A 19,259-nucleotide genomic window follows, 5' to 3' on the forward strand; every position below is an offset into this window, starting at 1 on the left:
GGGGGTGGGAAGCATGTTACACGTTGGTATCGATGATACAGATTCTCCCAGTGGAATGTGCACTACCTATGTTTCATGTTTAATAATCGAGAAACTTAAGGTTTGCGGTTATGCTGTGAAGGGTTATCCTAGATTGATAAGACTCAACCCCTTCGCCCCCAATAAAACAAGGGGTAATGGGGCGGTTTCATTTAGAGTGGAGGTCCAAGGGGAGGATGAAATCGAAAAAGTAAAAAATGTGGTGTTGTCTTTTGTATCAAAGTTTTCGGAGCTTGAAAATGATAATACAAATCCTGGGGTAGTGTTCTATAAGGGTGAAATTAATGATAGTTTGAAAAGATTCGCACTCGATGCTATAAGGCGAATATTAACAATAGATGATGCTAAGAGATTAGCCGATAAAATTGGGGCTGAAGTTTATGAATACAAAAATGGTAGAGGTATTATAGGGGCATTAGCGGCTATAGGATGCCCTTTACCAGATAAGACCTATGAGCTTATAGCTTATCGTTCACCTGAAAATTATGGTAAAAAGAGAAAAATTGACAAAGAATCTGTTAAGAGGATGGATAAAGAGACCTATCCCGAAACATTTGACAATATTGACGATGATTATATGGCTATAGCACCCCACACTCCTTGTCCAATCCTCTATGGTATAAGGGGCGAATCCCCCGAGGCCCTTATAAGAGCTAATCAGATGATAAAAGTTGGAGAAAAAATCGAAAGATATTGCATCTTCGAAACCAATCAACATACCGATCAACACATCCAAAAGGCTGAGAGCATATCCCAGATGAAACAATTCAGCTGTTATCTTGTTTCAGGCGAAGTTAAAGATAGGCCCAGGGTAATTGAAGGAGGACACGTATTCTTCACATTAAAAGATAATACCGGTGAAATAGAATGTGCAGCTTATGAACCTACCAAAGATTTCCGAAAAATAGTAATGAAATTAAGACCAGGGGATAAAGTGAAAGTATTTGGGGGTATAGGAATCCATGGAACCCTAAATATCGAAAAGATGAAAATAGAACACGTAAAACCCTTGATAGAATATGAGAACCCTATTTGTTCTTGTGGTAAAAGGATGAAATCAGCGGGAAAAAATAAAGGGTTTAAATGTCCAAATTGCGGCAGAAAATTGAATGGCCAGAAAATCCCAAGGAAAATCCCAAGATCATTAAATGAAGGATACTATGAGGTTCCAACCTGTGCAAGACGCCACCTCTCAAAACAACTCATAAGGATGGGAATAAAAGGATGTTCATAGGCCCCACAATTGTAAAATCCACTTAAAATTGATTATCCACCAAAAGACCACTTAAAAGGTATCCCATCATCAAGACAACACTTATATCATAATTTCTATTAGTATAATATAGGTGTATAATTATGATTCCAAGGTGTATGAGTACACAGCATCCAGATAATGTAAATCCACCATTTTTCGCTTCAAGTCCGCTTCTTAGTGGAGAGGATGAAATAAAAGAAGCATATTATGTGTTTTCTCATCTTGGATGTGATGAGCAAATGTGGGATTGTGAAGGTAAAGAAGTTGATAATTATGTCGTTAAAAAACTCCTTGCAAATTATAAATCATTCTTCCAAGAAAACATACTAGGAAAGGATTATAGATTAACCCTGAGGGTTCCTAATCCTACAGTAGAACGTGAAGAGGCGAAGATACTCCTCGAAACCCTTGAAAGCATACCCCGTTCATATGATACAGCCACATTATTCTATGATATGGAAGTGGCCCCAGTCTTTGAGGTTATACTACCCATGACTTCATCGAGCGCCTCCCTTAATCGCATCTACAATTACTATAAAAAATTTGTCGTTGAAAAACAGAATTTCTCACTCGGGGATGTGACAATAAAAGAATGGATAGGAGAATTCAAACCCCAAAGCATAAATGTAATACCCCTCTTTGAAGACTATAATGGGATGCTTTCGGCATCCACCATAACCAGAGAATATCTAGATGGGAAGGACATACACCATCAAAGAGTTTTCCTGGCACGTTCAGATCCGGCCATGAACTATGGGATGATATCCGCTGTAATACTTAATAAGATAGCCCTTCAAGATTTTGAAGAACTCGAGAAAGAAACAGGGATAAGAATATATCCTATAATAGGGATGGGTTCGGCACCCTTCCGTGGAAACTTAAAACCATCCAATGTAAATAACGTCATGAAAGAATATCCAAGCACTTACACTTTCACATTACAATCATCCTTCAAATATGACCACCCGCCACGGGAAGTTATCAAGGCCGTTGACAGACTAAAATCGAAAAAACCAAACAAGGCACAGGAGATAGACGTAGAAGTCGCGCTTGAAGTCATGGAGAAATATTGTAGGGAATATCGTCGCCAAGTTCTGAAACTCACAGATATCATAAACCGGATAGCTAAATATGTGCCCAAGAGGAGGAAAAGGAAACTCCACATAGGACTTTTCGGCTATTCAAGGAGCATTGGAAAAGTTTCCCTACCAAGAGCCATAACCTTCACAGCAGCCCTTTATTCTATCGGAGTGCCACCTGAAATCCTAGGCTTCAACGCGCTCTCTGATAAAGAGATTGAACACCTCCACGAAATTTACATAAACCTTGAAAGGGACATGTTAGATGCCCTCAGATACTTGAACCCTCATTCACCATATTTGGAAGATGAACTATACTGGAAGATCAAAGAACACTTCCCTGATATAGAATATGACAGAAAGCACAAAAAATTAGTTGATGATATAAACAAGAGCTTATCACTTGGTCAAATAAGGGTAATCCAGACAAGGATTCTCGAAGCGGCAAGTCTAAGAAGATTTCTCGGATAAAAAAACAGCAAGGACTGGTAGGGAGTTTGCCATGGCTAATCCCTTTAATGATCCTTTGCCCTTAAATCCATTTTTTAAGGACAAAAGAAGCACAACCGGGAAAGCTTTTATCTTTTTTAGAGAGGACTCTCTTTTGAAGGGGGAAGATAAATGTCGAAAAATTTAAATATCCCCAGTTTTTAAATATTTTTTGGGGATGTTCCCACATAGTGTGTTCAAAATTCGAATTTAGGGATAATCCAGGCCTTAATGAAGGGCAGGAGATGGCGGAGCAGTGAACCCCGCAAACCATGAAGCCGGGGAGCTTGGAGCACTAGCTAAACGCTGGAAGCCCCCCCAATACAATGGGGGGATAATTCGCAGTTGAAGTGGGGTTAATGTTCTTATAGTCCCGTGGGGTAGTGGCAATCCTGATGGGCTCTGGACCCATCGACAGCGGTTCGACTCCGCTCGGGACTATCATCCCAAATATTGCTTTTAGACAAATTCTCATAGTCCCGTGGGGTAGTGGTAATCCTACCGGGCTTTGGACCCGGTGACAGCGGTTCGACTCCGCTCGGGACTATCATCACCAATATTGCTTTTTTGAAGGTTTAAAAATGGAGAGACTCCTCATAGTAGGTGTGAATACGAGGCCTGTTGCAGAAGCAGCATATAAGCTTGGATTCGAGGTTTATTCTGTAAGCTATTATTGTCCAAGAGATTTTTATTCTTATCATGAAAGAAGGTGCATACTAGAACAGAAGCCTTTAAAATCTTCGGGGAGATTCCATGAGGAGTTCAAACCATCATATCTTAAAATTTTAGCCGAAGATTTTCTAGATGAGGTTGACAAGATCATAGTTTTAAGTGGAGGTTCCCCCGAGGATTTCCCTTCCCAGAAAATCCTTGGTAACAAGAAGACGCGGAAAATAGAAGACAAGTACAGTTTATATAAGAGGTTGCGTGGGAAATTCAAAGTCCCAGAAACTTACAAGTTGGATGACATAAAAGAAGCATGTGAGATACAGGAACAGGAGCCAGGAAAAAGATTCCTAATAAAACCTTTAATAGGGTCTGGGGGTTTTGGAGTTTCCCCCATCTCAGATTATAGGGGAAAGCTTGAAGGCCCTTTTATCCTCCAAGAATTTATTGAAGGCTTGCATTTAAGCGCTTCTGTGCTCTCCACTGGCAAGGATGTTATGACAATATTGACAAGCAGGCAATTGATAGACACAAATATTAGAGGATGGGAGGATAACCTCATATATTCTGGGAATATAGTGCCTGCACCTTACCCTGAGATTAAGAAGGTAGGAGAGGATGTGATTAGGGGCTTGTCTCTTTTAGGATCAAATGGTGTTGACATGGTTTTATCCTCTAATGGTTTATATGTGATTGAAGTTAATCCTCGCATACAAGGCACTTTTGAATGTGCTCAGCTTTCCCTTGGAATTAACATGTTATCTGCTCATATCAAGGCTTGTGAAGGCGAACTTGTAAAAGAACCTTCAAGGAAAAAGTATACGGTAAAGAGGATAGTCTATGCCCCCTACAGGTGCCAAGTTGGCGATCTTAATCTTCCAAGGGTATATGATATACCCTGTAGTGGTTCTATAATAGAAGCAGGCGAGCCTGTGGTAACTTTGCTCGATTCTCATGAAAATCTCAATACTGTCCTGGGGAATATTAAGGGGAGTTTTGAGGATGTTATGGGAAGATTAAAGATTGTAGACTAGACAGGCACTCTTATTATGCCTAAGAGTACTAGTATGAATATGATGAGTCCTATTGCTATTAGTATCCTTGTGAGTATCATGCCCCATGTTATTATGACGAATATTTTAGCTCTTCTATCAGGGTCTTTGAGGTACTCTTCAATGGGGTCCTTGCTCATTTAATGCCTCCCAGGTTGTTTACGAGGAAAATATATTGGGTTGTGGTTGGAAGTTCTCTTCTTAGAATCTTAATCTCGGGATTATAAATGTGTATCTCATCTGGAATGTCACATTCGTCTATTTCTCTTCCTATAATCTTTGAGACTATTTTAACTTCTAGTTTCCCCTTTATCCTTGCGCCGGAGATTGTCGCATCTATTTCTATGTATATGGGTAACCTGAGACGTTCCTGTTCATCCTCAGAAAGTAAAGAGGCTATAAACTTGAGTTCGTCTGTCTTGAACCTGTGCCTGCTCCCATCCCCCCCAATCACATGGGGTTTTTCCTCTCCTAAAAGTTCCTTTAGGGTTTTCCTCTTCCTTGGCACATGTCTGTTAAGGATGACAATCTGCTTCTTTATAATTCTTTCAGTTCTATCCATCTCATTTTTCATCACAATTATATTAATATCTCATAATACAAAATACCTATGGGGGGTGTTAAAGTGGATGTTGACATTGAACAATGTAGAGAAAATGATAAAATAAAAGAGCTTATAAGTACAAGTGGACTCCCAATAAAGTATATCAAGATCCTCCAGCGCTTGGCAGATTCTATATACCTTAATGCAATAAACTACAATGTCAAGATAGAGGATGGAGGGGTTTCAATCATCCTTGTCTCATCCAAGGGTGAGAATAGCTTTGGAAAATTCACTACAAGTGCACTTACAAATGTCCTCTACCGTATCCGAGAATTAGAGAAGGAACACGAAGACATAAACACAAAATGTATAATACATGATGACATCCTTGAAATCAAATTTAAATTCGCATAGGCCAGATAAAAATGAGATTAGATCATTATCATCAAATAATAAAAGAGGTTGAAGACTTGGAAATTGACACTTCCACGCCTTCAAAGTTCAAGAAAACATTAATGAAATTAAAAAGGAAAAAGAGGATCCTCAGACGGTTAAAAAAGAAGTTGATGGAGGATATACGGGATATCGAGGTGGACTATCTTATAAAGAGGATAGCCATCCGCCAGGAGATAGAAGATTACGAAGCGAATCCATCAACATTCAAAAAATTAGTAGGAAAGGACTCCCACACTCTAAGATTAAAAGCATTGAAAAAAATTGAAAAGGATCGAGAAACCAGGATAAAACCCTATAATGAAATTAGAGAACAAATAAATAAACTACTTGATGACATTGATGAAACCCTAATGGAACTTACCAGCCCAGGCAGCAAAGTAAAAAAGGAATTCAACCCACCAGAATTTAGGTAATGAGGGGAGATCAACCCCCCCAAATCAGATGGGATAATTTTAATGGGTTAATTCTATGGGTAGGAGTATTAGGACACCTAGAAGGTCATTCTTTTTTATCTCCCCACTTAAAGCCGCTACAAATGTCGCATGGTCCGCGCTTCTCTCCATGCTAATAGGTAGAGGCACCTCTTCCCCGGCTGCAATTACATGGCCTAATCCATGGGTTGCATAAGCACACAAATAGACTATATGGTTACTGGGTATCCTGATCCTTTTTATCTTGATTGGTTTTACTTCCCCTGCTTTTACCTTCACATTTTCAGCTGCAAGTATAGCCCTCAAGTGACCGTAAATGTCAGCATCTATTAATCTAAAATCAACCAATTCTTTCGCGTATTGTTCAGTGGCTCTTCTAACCTCACCGAGTCTTGTTAATATCCTGACCATTACTCCATCTCCATAGATTCTTTAATCATCTTCAATCTCACGAAGTTCTCTCTTTCCATCTCTTCTAATCGCATTTCAATGTAATTGACTGTATTCTGCAATCTTGGTATGATTATGTTTTCAAGGGCGTTAACTCTCCTTTTTGTAGATTCTATCTCCCCCGCAAGTAACCTTACACTCTTCTCTATCTCCCCCAATTCTACTATGAGGGATACTGATTCCTCGAATTTCTTAGCAGCCTCGTCAAGTTTAACAGAAGTGTCTACTAGACCATATCCTCGCTCGACCATGGATCTTTCAGTTGATTCTATCTCCACTACTGGGACAACAACACCCATTATATTCCTGGAATCTATTTCAACCTTGATAAACTCTTTAACCGCCATAGCAGCCTTGTTAACGGCCATGTCACCCATCATTATCTGCGCTTCTGTTAAATCCTCAAAAGCCTCTTTCAATTTCTCTTCAACCCTTTCACGGGCTCCTCTAACCCTCTCTAGTATGTTGAAGAACTCCATGATAAGGGCGTTCCTCTTCTCCTTTAATAGGTTATAGCCCTTGACAGCGAGCTTCTCTCTCTGTTTAAGCTTCAGAAGTTCCATCCTAGTTGGGTTGATCCCTTCAATTATCTCCTGCGCCAAAATTCATCCCCCCATAAAAGGGTAAAATGTTGGGGGTTTATTCCCCTTTTGGTAAGTATTTGTCAATGTGCTCTTCGGCAACTCTCTTGAGCTCTGCACGTGGTAATATGCTTAGAAGCTCCCAGCCAAGGTTGAGAGTCTCCTCTATTGACCTGTCTTCGTCACGTCCCTGGTTTATAAACCTTTTTTCGAATTCATCAGCAAATTGCAAGTATTTACGGTCTCTTTCAGTTAATGCTTCTTCACCCACCACAGCAACTAGGTCGCGGAGGTCTCGACCCTCTGCATATGCAGAATATAATTGGTCTGAAACCCCACTATGGTCCTCTCTGGTTCTTCCTTCTCCTATACCGCCGCTCATGAGTCTTGATAATGATGGTAGAACATCTACTGGGGGGTATATACCTTTACGGTGGAGTTCGCGGCTGAGCACTATTTGGCCTTCTGTAATGTAACCTGTGAGGTCTGGTATTGGATGTGTAATATCATCCTGTGGCATGACCAGAATTGGCATCTGGGTTATTGACCCTTTCTTGCCGATTATACGCCCCGCTCTTTCATAGATGCTTGCGAGGTCAGTGTACATGTATCCAGGGTATCCTCTCCTACCAGGGACTTCTTCCCTGGCAGCTGATATCTCCCTTAAAGCTTCACAATAGTTTGTCATATCTGTTAGTATGACGAGCACGTGCATGTCATGCTCAAATGCAAAGTATTCGGCTGTTGTAAGGGCCATCCTTGGCGTGATTATACGTTCGATGGCTGGGTCGTCTGCAAGGTTCATGAATACTGTTACGCGTTCGAGGGCGCCGGTTTGTTCAAAATCTCTCATGAAGTAATTGGCCTCTTCGTGTGTTATACCCATGGCTGTGAATATGACTGCGAATTCGCTCTCTTCTGTGAGAACTTTTGCTTGTCTTGCGATTTGGGCTGCCAGTTCATTGTGTGGCAATCCTGAACCTGAAAAGATGGGTAGTTTCTGTCCCCTGACTAGGGTGTTCATCCCATCGATTGTTGATATACCTGTCTGTATGAACTCTGCTGGGAATGCTCGTGCTGAGGGGTTTATTGGATAACCATTAATGTCAAGTTCTTTTTCTGGGATGATCTCTGGGCCGCCGTCAATGGGTTTTCCCGTACCGTCGAATATGCGGCCTAGCATATCCATGGAGACGCCTATTTTTGCTGTTTCTCCTGTGAAGCGTATTTTTGTTGTTTCAGTGTTAAGGTCGCTTGTACCCTCGAATACTTGTACAACGGCGATGTCTTCTCGCACTTCAAGTACTTGGCCTCTTCTTTTCTCACCAGTGGGTGTTTCGATTTCGACGATTTCACCATATGCTGCTCCTTCGACTCCTTCCACTATCATCAGGGGCCCTGACACTTCACTTACTGTGGTGTATTCTCGGGTTTTGATATCTACTTTCATCTTAACACCTCATTACATTGTTGGACTATCTTTTCTTCGATTTCTTTGATTCTTTCATCAAATTCATCTTCGGGTATGTATTTCATACGTCCAATTTCTTCTTTGACTGGCAAGTTTACTAATTCTGCTGCGGGCGCTCCTCTCTCTAGTGCCTCTGTGGCATGTTCATGGAATTTCATTATGGTCTTGAGCATCTTTAATTGTTTTTTTGGCGAGCAGTAGGTGTCGACTTCATGGTAGGCGTTCTGTTGGAGAAAGTCTTCACGTATCATCCTCGTGGTTTCTAGGGTTATTCTTTCCCTGTCTGGTAGTGCGTCGGGTCCTACGAGTTGCACTACTTCTTGAAGTTCGGCTTCTTTTTGGAGTAGGGCCATTGCATTGTCTCTTGTGGTTCTCCATTCTGGGTCGACGTTTTTAGCCCACCATGTTTCTATGCTGTCGATGTAGAGTGAATAGCTTTGGAGCCAGTCTATGGCTGGGAAGTGTCTTTTGTCTGCAAGTGAAGCGTCAAGTGCCCAGAAAACTTTACATATTCTTAGGGTGTTCTGTGTAACAGGTTCTGAGAAGTCTCCTCCTGGTGGGGATACTGCGCCTACTATTGATACTGATGCTATTTTGTCCTCTGTTCCGGCTGTTATAACTCTACCAGCTCTTTCATAGAATTGTGCGAGTCTTGATGCGAGGTATGCTGGGTAGCCTTCTTCCCCTGGCATTTCTTCGAGTCGGCCTGAGATTTCTCTCATTGCCTCTGCCCATCTTGATGTTGAGTCTGCCATGAGGGCGACGTCGTATCCCATGTCTCTGAAATATTCGGCTATGGTTATACCGGTGTATACGCAGGCTTCCCTTGCTGCTACTGGCATGTTTGAGGTGTTTGCTATGAGCACTGTCCTGTCCATGAGTGGTTTTCCTGTTTTTGGGTCTTCAAGTTCTGGGAAGTCTTTTAGTACTTCTGTCATTTCGTTACCTCTTTCTCCGCATCCGACATAGACTATGATGTCGGCGTCGGCCCATTTGGCTAACTGTTGTTGGGTTACGGTTTTCCCGGATCCGAATGGTCCTGGTATTGTTGCTGTTCCGCCTTTTGCCACTGGGAAGAAGGTGTCTTGTGCTCTTTGACCGGTTATGAGTGGTATGTCAGGGTCTAGTTTTTTCTTGTATGGTCTTGGTTTCCTAACTGGCCATTTTTGCATCATCTGGATTTTCTCGGTGCCGGTTTCTGTTTCTACTTCTGCTATGGTGTCTAGTACTGTGTATTCTCCTTGTGGTTCTATGCTTTTCAGCGTCCCTGAAATGTTTGGTGGTATTATTATCCTGTGTGTGACTGCTGAGGTTTCTTGAACTTCTCCGATGACGTCTCCGCCTTGTACTTTTTGTCCGGGTTCTGCTAGTGGTTTGAATTCCCATTTTTTGTCCTTTGGGATTGGGGGTACGTCAACGCCTCTTTGTATGTAGTCTCCTGTGAGTATTTTGATGTTTTCTAGTGGTCTTTGTATACCGTCAAAGATGGAACCGATGATCCCTGGGCCTAGTTCTACTGAGAGGGGGCCTCCTGTGCTTTCCACTGTTTCTCCTGGTTTGATACCGGTTGTTTCTTCGTAAACTTGAACGGTGGCTGTGTCACCTTCAAGTTCGATGATTTCTCCTATCAGTTTTTCTTCGCCTACTCTTACCATTTCATACATTTGTGTTCCTCTCATTCCTTCCGCGATGATAACGGGACCTGCGACTTTAATAATTTTTCCTTTCTTTATCATTTTACCAACTCTATTCCAATTACTCTTTTGATAAGCTCTCTTAGGGGTTCTACCCTTTCTTCAGAGGGACCGTATTTGTCGGGTATTTCTATTATGATTGGTAGTGCGCGTGATCCGGTGGTTTCATCAATAAATTCTCTTAATTCGTCACCAATTTTTTCGGTGATGATTATAATAGAAACTTCCTTTTTTATAAGGTCTCTGATGATATTTTCAGCTTCTTTTGGGGTTTCCACAGCGTGTCCTTCTTTTATACCTGCTAATCTGAAACCTGTTACGGTGTCCGCATCTGCGACTACTGCTATTTGCGTGCTCATATTAACATCTCCTTAAGTATGGGTTCTGGGAAGGCTGGTTCTCTTTTACTGCGCGCTATTACTTTGAGGTTTTTGATTTCGGCCTCTTTTCGGCTGAGGAATGTTATTATTGGACCTACACCGAGGGGTCTTTTTAGTGCGAAGGTTCTTGCGGTTTCATTGATGTATTTTTCCAATGCTCTCTCGAATGTGGCCAGTGATCCTGTTTCTTCATATTTTGGGAACGCTTCTGTGAGTACTGGGCCATAGTCTGTGCCTTCTAATTCGCTTATCATGCCTTTTATGTTTTCTGCTTCCATGAGGTATTCTAGTTTCCATTCGGGTAGTTGGTAACTTTCTGGTATTATGTAGGGGCTTATGTCTTCGTATTTGAGGTTGTCGGCTTTTGCGCGGAGTATTATTTTGAGGTTTGTGGCGTCTATTTGCGCGCCAAAATATGTGCGTAGTATCTCAATATCTTCTTTGGGGATTGATATCTCTTCTAGAACTTCTAGGATGGTTTCCATGTAATATTTATCGAGGGCGGCTTCAAAGGGTAATAGCATCCCTGTTTTTTCATAATCTGGGAAGGCCGCTTCGAGTATTGGACCATATTCTGTGTCTTCGAGGGCTGCTATTATATCCTCGACTGTTTTAAGGTCTGTTAACTTTTCTAGTTTGTCTTTTAATTCGCCGAAGGGTATTAGGAGGTCCATTGTCTCCTCTGGACTTAAACCAGTATCTTTGGCTGTTAAGAGACTTTTTATGTTCTTGATGTCCCATTTTTTAGATTGTACCTCGAATACTCTTTTCAGCCTTTTTGGTGCTATTTCTGTGATTAGTTGGTAGATTTCCGCGAGTTGGCTTTCAAGGGCTTTTTCGATAGGGTACTCGTCTATGTATTTCGCATAATCTGGGAAGCCCCTCAAGTAATTTTTGAATTCTTTAAGGTTTTCGGTTTCTATGATTTCTGCGAGTTGTCTGTCTGTGAATAGACGCCCCATTCTTGCTCTCACTCTTGCGGTGGGATATGCGAATGGTACAACGTCCCTGAGAAACTTTATTGTGGGTACTACTATGATGATGGCTCCTGCAGCTGCTACTATACTTATCAGCGCCTTTAACATGGTGGGGCTGTCAATCATGTATTATCTCTCCCTTTTTTAATCAAAGAGGATTTTTGCCACCTCTGAACGCAGAAACTTTTCGAACCTTGAAAGTCTTGCTTCGATTGTGTTGTTGACCTCTATTCTCCCATCTTTGGTCTTTACTATGGCTCCTCCGATGGTCTGTATGGCTTCGCCAAGCTCGAGTATAGTATCTTTGCCAGTGGCGGATTTAACATCCTCTGCAATAGAATCCAAGTCCCTTATCTTCTCTTTATCATCCTCCTTGACGTGGACTACCAGTTCTCCTCCCCCGATTTCGGTGGCGGCTTCTTTTATAATATTCTTTAATGATTGGATGTATCTTTCATCTTTACTAGATGTTATTTTTTGTAATTCTTCTTCAGCCCTTTTGAACGCTTCGGTGATTACTTCTTCCCTCGCCTCCAGTTCCGCCCTTCGGGCCTTCATTTTAGCCTCTGATATTAGCTGGTGGTATTGCATTCGGGCTTGTTTTCTAGCATTTTCTAGTATTTTCTCCTTTTCGATGGCTGCTCTTCTTTCACCATCTTTTATTATGGATTCTGCTTTTTTTTCAGCTTCACTGACTATTTTGTTAGCATTTTCCTGGGCCTCGGAGATTATGCTGGAGACAATCTTGTCCACTCCAGGGTCCATCTATTTAGCCTCCTCCCATAACGCCACCAACGAGCAAGAGTATTGCTATAAGGAATCCGTAGATAGCCTGTGTTTCTGGCAGGGCTGTGAATATAATGCCCCTTGCGAACATTTCAGGGTTTTCTGTGACTGCACCTACGCTACCTGCTGCTACGTTTCCCTGGGCTATAGCTGATCCGAAACCTGCAACTCCTATGGCTAAACCTGCGCTTAGGGCTATGATACCGCCTGTTGTACCAAGTGCTTTACCACCACCTAGGATTCCTGAGAATACTATAACTAATATTCCTATAAGGAATCCGTAGATAGCCTGTGTTTCTGGCAGGGCTGTGAATATAATGCCCCTTGCGAACATTTCAGGTTTTTCTGCAACTGCACCTACACTTGCAGCTGCTACGTTTCCCTGGGCTATAGCTGATCCGAAACCTGCGAATGCTATAGCTATTCCAGCTCCTACAGCTGCTAAAGCTGTTCCTAGTGTAATCTCAACCATTCTTTTTCACCTCTCTATTTTGGTAAGTTTTCTTTCAGCACTAAATGGCGTGAATTTTCTTTTTCCTCCCATGAAGAATTGGGAGAAGAACTCCACATAATGTAAACGGAGTGAGTGTATGAATGCACCTAGACTCTGGAATGTGTCATTAGCAATATGGCCAAATACGAATATTATGGGTGCTAGGGCCACTCCAATTACTGGTATGAGATTAGCGCATATTTCCGTGACAATGTTAACTGTCATGGCCATGCCCCCTGTGGATAAACAGAGGGCTAAAAGTCTTGAATATGATAGTATGGTCCCTAGGAATCCTGAAGCATCGATAAGTCCGAAGAGTCCGTTGTAATAGACCAATAGTATGATCCCTAGGACGGCTATACCACCCCCAGCTATTAGTAATGGGAATATGTTGAATAGCCAGCCTAGGGCAAGTAGGAGTATGCCAGCTTCGAGTATGAGCCATACTATCTGTGATCCCATGGCCTCGCGCATGTTACCCATTTTTATATTGTTTCTCGCGCCAACTATAAGTCCAAAGTTTATATGTAGCACGCCAGTGACTAGAGCCATTAAGAGGACGTTTTGGGGTTCTTTAAACGCGTCTATTAATGGTATTACTGTTGGGAGGTTTATGTGGAAGAAGCGTGGGAAGAAGTCGCCTAAGAATCCGTTTGTGACCATTCCTAGGATGAACGCCCATAAGCCGCATGCCATGAATATTATGCCAAAACTTCTCATGAACTTGTTAACCTTCCCAGGGCCACGGTATAATATGAACCCGACTAGGGCATCTATTATCCCATAGAATGCGTCTGTAAGGCAGAAGCCAAAGAAGAATGGGAGTACTATTGCCATGAAGATTGTGGGGTCATATTCGTTATATTTTGGGGGTGAGTACATTTTTATGAATGTTTCGAAGGGTTTTGCGAATCTTGGGTTTTCAAGGAGTATTGGCACGTCATCGTCAGGGTTTGGTTTTTCACGTTCAATAACGCAATGGTCTTCGCTGGCCTTTTTAATTATCTTTTCTGCTTTCTCACAATCTTTGAGGGGGACCCATGTTTCTAGCATTACTGTGTTTTCTGTTTCGCCGAAGGCTGCATATATTTCGTTTCTTTCCTTTTCGATTGTAAGTTGTTCCTTGAGTATGAGGAGTTCTTCTTCCCATTCATTTTTTATCTTTTCCACTTCTTCTATTGTGGTTTTTCTTTCTTCGTGGATTTCTTTGAGCCTTTCCTTGGATTTTCGGATCACTTCTGAGGGTTTGCCTTTGAGACCTGCTATTTCAAATCTTTCAAAGTCCATTCGCCTTAGTAGGGTTGCTATGGCGTCTTCGTGTTCTTTTAAGGTTATTATGAATATTTTTCTTTCGGTTGGGGGTTCTGTTTCAATGTCGAAGATTGCGAATTTGTCTGTTATCTCTTTTATCTTCTCAGGCGCCTTTTTGAACTTTTCGATGGGCATTTTCCCTACGATAGCTGTTATGTACTTGGACTCTTCTATATCGGTAAAATCAATATCAAAATCGACTAGTTTCCCCCAGAGGCTGATAGTAGATTCTAAATCTCCCTTCTCCGCGTCTAATTGGTTTAATTTACTTTCTAGGGATTTTATCCTCGTTTCAACCTTTGATAATTCCTCTTCTGCTTTTTTTATTAATGATTCTGAATCTAGTTCTTCTACTTTCCTCTTTTTTGGGATTGGGGGGTTGAGGAATTCTTTTATAACCTCTTTCATCTTCTTTTTCTTGGTTATTAATGTGTTCATGAAATCTATTATACCAGTTGTTCTCATTAGGAGAGATGCTATCCTAGTAGTCTGGGGTGTGGGTTTTGAAGGTTTTAATAGTTGGGCCCATTGGGGGTCCTCTTGTATACGCTCTGATATGTTATCTATTTGTGTTATTCCTTCTTCGTGCAAGGATCGGATCACGGGGTCAGTATATTTTTCGAATGTTATAATTTTAAGTTTGCGCATCCTTGCTGGTAGAAACATTTTACTCAACTCTAGATTATTGTTTTTAGGATAAGTTCTGCTGCTTCATCAATTTTATCCATGGCCTTGGATTTTAGGATTTCTGTTTTTCTTTTAGCTTCGCTTGAAATTTCTCTCGCTTCCTCCCTAGCCCTCGCCCTTGACTCATATATCATGGTCTCTGCTTCATCTTCAGCCTCTTTTTTGGCACTTTCTATGATTTCCAGAGCTTTCGCCCTAGCATCTTCAATCATCTGGGATGATTTATCCTTTGACTCCTGTATTAGCCTGTTAGCATCATTTTCAGCCTTTTTTATCACCATGATAGCTTCTGCGATTGTTGCCATTTAAACCACCCTTTGTATAGTGAAAGGTCTATTTTATGAGTATATTTATCTTTTACTATTTCATTCCTCTTCCATAACAATTTCATAAATTTTATGAGTAATCACTAAAGGAATTTCATCCCCTCATTATCCTATCTGGTTTTCTCCCATGATATTCTATGTCCCCCAAGTTCAAAGTTTTCCTAAAGGGCTTCTCCTCTGCCTTTTCCTCATTTATATGGGCTATCAACCCCGGTAATCTTCCTATCATGAACATGCCTGTCCCAATCTCCCAATGGAATCCTAAATCTGACAATATTGCCGCGTTAGCACCATCAATATTCATACTAATATTCTTTAACCGATTTAAAACCTTTTCTATTTCCAATGCTAACTGCGCATGTCTCCCTATACATTTATAATCCTTCGCTAATTCCAATATCCTAGCCGCCCTAGGATCTCTCCTATGATACCTATGACCAAAACCAGGTATCTTCTCATCCTTTTCTAGATAATCATAGACGAGCTCCTTTGCAAGTTGAGAAACCTTACCATCATTCTTTAGAGTTTCTTGGAGGAGTTTCATACATTCTTGGATGGCCCCGGCATGTTCCTTCCCAAAGGCTAAAAGTCCAGCTGCTGCAGATGCATGTAAAGGAGAACCTGTGGATGCTGCTAGACGAGCGATCTGCGTGCTAGGAGGTGTAACACCATGATCACAGAAGGATACGAGTATAGCGTCAAGCATCTTGGATTCATCCTTAGAAGGTAAATTACCCCTCAACAATAAGAAGACAACATCAGCAAATGAAACATTCCCAATCAAATCTTCTTGGAAATATCCGCGCGTAACTATAAAATCTTCTTCAATCCAACTAATACTAGTCTTCCAGCGAGAGACGTTAACATCGAATATTTTTTCAAGCGATTTTTTCTCTATTGCCATTGGTAGCACCTCATAATATTATAGTCGCCCTTCTTGGCTCTGCACAACAAGAGAGCCTCATGGAAACTATCCTAACACCACTAGCTCTTTGGGGTCCGATCTTGACAAAGGAACCCAAAGCTGTTACGGATCCTCCAAGTCCTAAGCTACCTACACCAGTCCTATTAAGTGCCTCTGTTAGATATTCTTCGATTTCGGATTGCCTGTCAAGGTCCCCATTTGCCATGGCCTTAAGCATGAGGGAAGTGGCCTCAAAATGAGTTCTTCCAATGCCAATAATTGGGATGCAAGGGGTGCACCCTAACATTGGAGTCTCTGTTTTCATCCATGTTAGAACTTCTTCAAATAGTTTTCTGTTATCATGGCGATGGAAAACTCTATATGTACGGGCGCGTATTTCAGGGCCCCCACCTAGCATTAGAATATGAATCTTTACGCTATCTTCGTTTGTCGTGTCTATTAGAAAAGATGGGGGTATTACCATTGAAGGATCTTCATATAGGCCCCTGCTCTGCTCTATACGTTGAATATCATCTCCTTTCACTGCCATGGGCCTTCCGGGTAATTCCTTTAATCCTTCTTTTATCCCTTTTTTGATCTGGACTAGAAGATCATTGGGTGGGGTGGTTTTTTCTCCGATTTCGATGATAACATGGGGGATCCCAGTATCGTCACAGAGCGGTCTCTTTTCTTTTCTTGCTATTTTTTCATTTTCTAGGATTAGTTTGAGCATCCAAGCTGCATTTTCATTCTCTTCTCTTTTAAGGGCTCTTTTATATGCTCTTCTAACGTCATTTGTATAACTTGTACTGGCTTTTATAAGGGCGTTCTTCACTCTTGTGACAAGGTTCATTTGACCACCGGTATTGCGAGGTCTTCGCTGCCCTTTGGGGAGGCTCGTGCTTCTGGATAGTATCTTTCTATCATTGATTGTACGAGTTGTACTTGTCTTATCCTTTCCTTTGCTTCTGTTTTTGTGGTTTCCCATCCGTGTTTTTTCGCGATTGAGCCTCCTGTTTTGAGGTAGACTGGGGCGGCGTAGCGTATCATATCTGGCACTTCATAGTGTCTTATAAAACCCCCGGAAGATTCTGGATTCTCTGTATGTAAATCTATTGGTATTTTTATGGTGTTTCTGATGGATGCTAGCATAGGTATTTGGAGGTCTCTCACAGGATTGAATGAGTCTGCTCCAATCTTTTCTAGTAGTAGGGCGGATGCTGGGTTGCCATGTCCACAATGTGCAGAGACTTTAAAGTGGAGATCCTTTGGGAGGTGGCCTGATTTTCTCATCTTGTTGAGCACCCATAGCATTCCTTCGTCATATACTACTATGCCTTTGACTCCGAGGTTAGCGGCTCTCTTAACATCTTCTAGTGCGTATAATAGGTTTTCGTAGCCCCGGAGACGATATCCTATCCTTGAACCTTCTCTTGTTTTCGCGGTTGCACTTGTATCATAGGTTGCCCTGGGTCCTACGCTTAGGAATAATTCTATTCTTGCATCTGCTGCTATTTCGACCATTTCTTGGATTTCTTGGTCTGTGAGTAGCATTATACCCTTTGTTTGGGTTACTCGATGGATTGTCACATCATATTCATCAAGGGCGTTTATGAGTGCTCTGAGGGTTGAAGGTTTTTGTATACCTGGAACTTCGAAACGGTACTGTGAACCATCCATAAACCTTTTCTTTGATTCAATGAGAGGATATCCGCTCTTTATACCAATATTTTCAAGGAATTTTCTATTTTTGTTCATTGCTTGTTCCCTCCCAAGTCTAATTCGTCCATTAGCTCATCCATAGGGGTTGATTCCATCTCATTTAAAATCTTCAATTTTTTGACATCGTATTCACTGTTTAGCATTTTAAATTTTTTAAGGATATCATCTCTTTTAAGGGGATTCTCTGGCTCTCCACTTGGTAACATTGTTAAAGCTTCTGACTTTTCACCTTTTAATTTTAGGATGACTTTTGATGGTCTTTTTTCAGGATAGAGAGAGTCCAGTTTTCTGTCAGTTTCGATCCTGATTTTTTTGGCGAGTTCACGTGCAAATTTGAAATCTTTTAGGTGCTCTAATCTTAAATCACCATTCAATAGAAATAATGCAAGGGAAACTGGTAGACTCTGTCTCAAAAATTCCATATTCTCTGGTTTGTAATTGTCATGTTCTGCTGCCACTTTATATGTTCTGACTATCACTTCATCCACCATAGCTTCATCAACAGATTTCAACTTTAGAGAATTAAGTATCTTCGATGCTGAATCAAGAGTAGAGTGAATATGTCTACAGACAGGATATTTTTTCATATAAACTTGTCTGATATGAAAATGGCCCAGCCCATCCTTTATATCATAACCTGAACTCATAACATTTAGGAATCCTTCATCACCTTCTAGTATGGTATCGGCTCCAGTGAAACCTTCCCTGGCAAGGAGGGCTGATAATATTCCGGATTGGGCTGCTCTTCCAGCATGCAAATGTTTTCCCATGCTACCTTTATGATCTGATTCAAGAAGACCCGCAGCTTGAGTGCCGGCCAATCCCAGGCAATTTAATGTTTCTTCTTTGTTCAAATCAAGAATTTTTGCACTGGCTGCTGCAGCTCCAATGGTTCCACATGTGCCTGTAGAATGAAAACCCATGTTACGATGATGTGGGTTTATCATAATCCCTAGGCTTAGACATATTTCATAGCCAATTATAATAGATGTGAGAAATTCTTTTCCTTTGACCTTTTCTTTTTCTGCTAATGCAAGCGCTGCTGGTATGACAGATGCTCCAGGGTGCAAGTGGGCTATTCTATGGCCATCATCCAAGTCAAGGCTATGGGCAAATATACCATTGACTAGGCTTGCATTTAATGGGTCTCCATGACCATGGCCTATAATAGTCGCTTTACCAAGAGTAGGTTGGAGTGCTTTTAGCGCGGAAATTCCACTTTTTTCATTTGATCCTCTTAAAGAGACTCCGAGAAAATCCATGAAACATAATCTGGCTTTTTCTGTAACATCAGATGGTATATCCTCATATTTTAATGATATTATAAAATCAGCGAATTTTTTTGTTATCATCACAAGGTGATATCCCAATGGATAAAATATAATAGTTTCTGTGATATGGGGAAAGCTAACAAAAACCAACAATTAATGGTGTTGTGTGGGGATCAATTCAAGGGGGCTCGTGCT

The 19,259-nt window shown here is 41.3% G+C and carries 21 protein-coding genes and 2 tRNA genes; 7 read left to right on the forward strand and 16 right to left on the reverse strand.

Going from position 1 to position 19,259, the window contains the following annotated elements:
• Positions 1 to 13 precede the first annotated feature (13 nt).
• The 5 genes from DPC56_RS03190 to DPC56_RS03210 all read left to right on the forward strand — a co-directional run bounded on the left by DPC56_RS03190 (position 14) and on the right by DPC56_RS03210 (position 4,562).
• Entirely contained in the window at positions 14 to 1,273 is a 1,260-nt protein-coding gene (locus DPC56_RS03190) for a tRNA(Ile)(2)-agmatinylcytidine synthase (protein WP_112093620.1), read from the forward strand.
• Between the two features lie 122 nt (positions 1,274 to 1,395).
• On the forward strand, positions 1,396 to 2,844 hold the full coding sequence (gene ppcA, locus DPC56_RS03195; protein WP_181454367.1) for a phosphoenolpyruvate carboxylase: 1,449 nt from the start codon (positions 1,396 to 1,398) through the stop codon (positions 2,842 to 2,844).
• Between the two features lie 387 nt (positions 2,845 to 3,231).
• Positions 3,232 to 3,303, forward strand: a tRNA-Gln gene (locus tag DPC56_RS03200).
• A 34-nt stretch (positions 3,304 to 3,337) separates the two neighbouring features.
• Positions 3,338 to 3,409: transfer RNA gene (locus tag DPC56_RS03205), tRNA-Gln, on the forward strand.
• 34 nt (positions 3,410 to 3,443) lie between these two features.
• Entirely contained in the window at positions 3,444 to 4,562 is a 1,119-nt protein-coding gene (locus DPC56_RS03210; protein WP_112093622.1) for an ATP-grasp domain-containing protein, read from the forward strand.
• Here the strand turns inward: DPC56_RS03210 and DPC56_RS08165 are convergent.
• Positions 4,559 to 4,720 (reverse strand): hypothetical protein, encoded by a 162-nt coding sequence (locus DPC56_RS08165; protein WP_181454368.1) that lies wholly within the window; start codon positions 4,718 to 4,720, stop codon positions 4,559 to 4,561. The two genes, DPC56_RS03210 and DPC56_RS08165, sit on opposite strands and share 4 nt — an antisense overlap.
• A complete protein-coding gene (locus DPC56_RS03215) occupies positions 4,717 to 5,154 on the reverse strand; it encodes a DUF61 family protein (protein ID WP_220084809.1) in 438 nt (145 codons plus the stop codon). The genes DPC56_RS08165 and DPC56_RS03215 overlap by 4 nt, the downstream gene beginning before the upstream one ends.
• A gap of 51 nt (positions 5,155 to 5,205) precedes the next feature.
• On the opposite strand from DPC56_RS03215, the gene DPC56_RS03220 reads away from it, so the two are divergent.
• Positions 5,206 to 5,538: a hypothetical protein gene (locus tag DPC56_RS03220; RefSeq protein ID WP_112093623.1), complete on the forward strand. Its 333-nt coding sequence runs from the start codon at positions 5,206 to 5,208 to the stop codon at positions 5,536 to 5,538.
• An 11-nt stretch (positions 5,539 to 5,549) separates the two neighbouring features.
• The gene (locus DPC56_RS03225) at positions 5,550 to 5,993 is read left to right on the forward strand and encodes a hypothetical protein (RefSeq protein WP_146737605.1); all 444 of its coding nucleotides are present in this window, start codon (positions 5,550 to 5,552) and stop codon (positions 5,991 to 5,993) included.
• 39 nt (positions 5,994 to 6,032) lie between these two features.
• Here DPC56_RS03225 and DPC56_RS03230 read toward each other — a convergent pair whose 3' ends face one another.
• The 14 genes from DPC56_RS03230 to DPC56_RS03295 all read right to left on the reverse strand — a co-directional run bounded on the left by DPC56_RS03230 (position 6,033) and on the right by DPC56_RS03295 (position 19,145).
• Complete coding sequence (locus DPC56_RS03230) at positions 6,033 to 6,422, reverse strand: DUF22 domain-containing protein (RefSeq protein ID WP_112093625.1); 390 nt, start codon at positions 6,420 to 6,422, stop codon at positions 6,033 to 6,035.
• The gene (locus tag DPC56_RS03235; RefSeq protein ID WP_112093626.1) at positions 6,422 to 7,063 is read right to left on the reverse strand and encodes a V-type ATP synthase subunit D; all 642 of its coding nucleotides are present in this window, start codon (positions 7,061 to 7,063) and stop codon (positions 6,422 to 6,424) included. Before DPC56_RS03235 ends, DPC56_RS03230 begins: the two co-directional genes overlap by 1 nt.
• 37 nt (positions 7,064 to 7,100) lie before the next feature.
• Entirely contained in the window at positions 7,101 to 8,492 is a 1,392-nt protein-coding gene (locus DPC56_RS03240; RefSeq protein ID WP_112093627.1) for an ATP synthase subunit B, read from the reverse strand.
• A complete protein-coding gene (locus DPC56_RS03245; RefSeq protein ID WP_112093628.1) occupies positions 8,489 to 10,249 on the reverse strand; it encodes an ATP synthase subunit A in 1,761 nt (586 codons plus the stop codon). Before DPC56_RS03245 ends, DPC56_RS03240 begins: the two co-directional genes overlap by 4 nt.
• Positions 10,246 to 10,566, reverse strand: a complete 321-nt coding sequence (locus DPC56_RS03250) for a V-type ATP synthase subunit F (RefSeq protein ID WP_112093629.1) — start codon at positions 10,564 to 10,566, stop codon at positions 10,246 to 10,248. Before DPC56_RS03250 ends, DPC56_RS03245 begins: the two co-directional genes overlap by 4 nt.
• Entirely contained in the window at positions 10,563 to 11,690 is a 1,128-nt protein-coding gene (gene ahaC / locus DPC56_RS03255) for an ATP synthase A1 subunit C (RefSeq protein WP_245923856.1), read from the reverse strand. The genes DPC56_RS03250 and ahaC overlap by 4 nt, the downstream gene beginning before the upstream one ends.
• Positions 11,691 to 11,708: 18 nt before the next feature.
• Positions 11,709 to 12,329, reverse strand: a complete 621-nt coding sequence (locus tag DPC56_RS03260; RefSeq protein WP_112093630.1) for a V-type proton ATPase subunit E — start codon at positions 12,327 to 12,329, stop codon at positions 11,709 to 11,711.
• Between the two features lie 4 nt (positions 12,330 to 12,333).
• On the reverse strand, positions 12,334 to 12,822 hold the full coding sequence (locus DPC56_RS03265) for a V-type ATP synthase subunit K (RefSeq protein ID WP_112093631.1): 489 nt from the start codon (positions 12,820 to 12,822) through the stop codon (positions 12,334 to 12,336).
• Positions 12,823 to 12,828: 6 nt separating this feature from the next.
• Complete coding sequence (locus tag DPC56_RS03270; RefSeq protein WP_112093632.1) at positions 12,829 to 14,820, reverse strand: V-type ATP synthase subunit I; 1,992 nt, start codon at positions 14,818 to 14,820, stop codon at positions 12,829 to 12,831.
• An 11-nt stretch (positions 14,821 to 14,831) separates the two neighbouring features.
• Entirely contained in the window at positions 14,832 to 15,146 is a 315-nt protein-coding gene (gene ahaH / locus DPC56_RS03275) for an ATP synthase archaeal subunit H (RefSeq protein WP_112093633.1), read from the reverse strand.
• A gap of 115 nt (positions 15,147 to 15,261) precedes the next feature.
• Positions 15,262 to 16,071: a citryl-CoA lyase gene (locus DPC56_RS03280; RefSeq protein ID WP_112093634.1), complete on the reverse strand. Its 810-nt coding sequence runs from the start codon at positions 16,069 to 16,071 to the stop codon at positions 15,262 to 15,264.
• A 10-nt stretch (positions 16,072 to 16,081) separates the two neighbouring features.
• Entirely contained in the window at positions 16,082 to 16,924 is an 843-nt protein-coding gene (locus tag DPC56_RS03285; protein ID WP_112093635.1) for a fumarate hydratase, read from the reverse strand.
• A complete protein-coding gene (locus DPC56_RS03290) occupies positions 16,921 to 17,829 on the reverse strand; it encodes a peptidase (protein WP_112093636.1) in 909 nt (302 codons plus the stop codon). The genes DPC56_RS03285 and DPC56_RS03290 overlap by 4 nt, the downstream gene beginning before the upstream one ends.
• Entirely contained in the window at positions 17,826 to 19,145 is a 1,320-nt protein-coding gene (locus DPC56_RS03295) for an MmgE/PrpD family protein (protein ID WP_112093637.1), read from the reverse strand. The genes DPC56_RS03290 and DPC56_RS03295 overlap by 4 nt, the downstream gene beginning before the upstream one ends.
• Positions 19,146 to 19,259: the final 114 nt, after the last annotated feature.

Source organism: Methanothermobacter tenebrarum (assembly GCF_003264935.1).
Classification (GTDB): Archaea; Methanobacteriota; Methanobacteria; order Methanobacteriales; family DSM-23052; genus Methanothermobacter_A; species Methanothermobacter_A tenebrarum_A.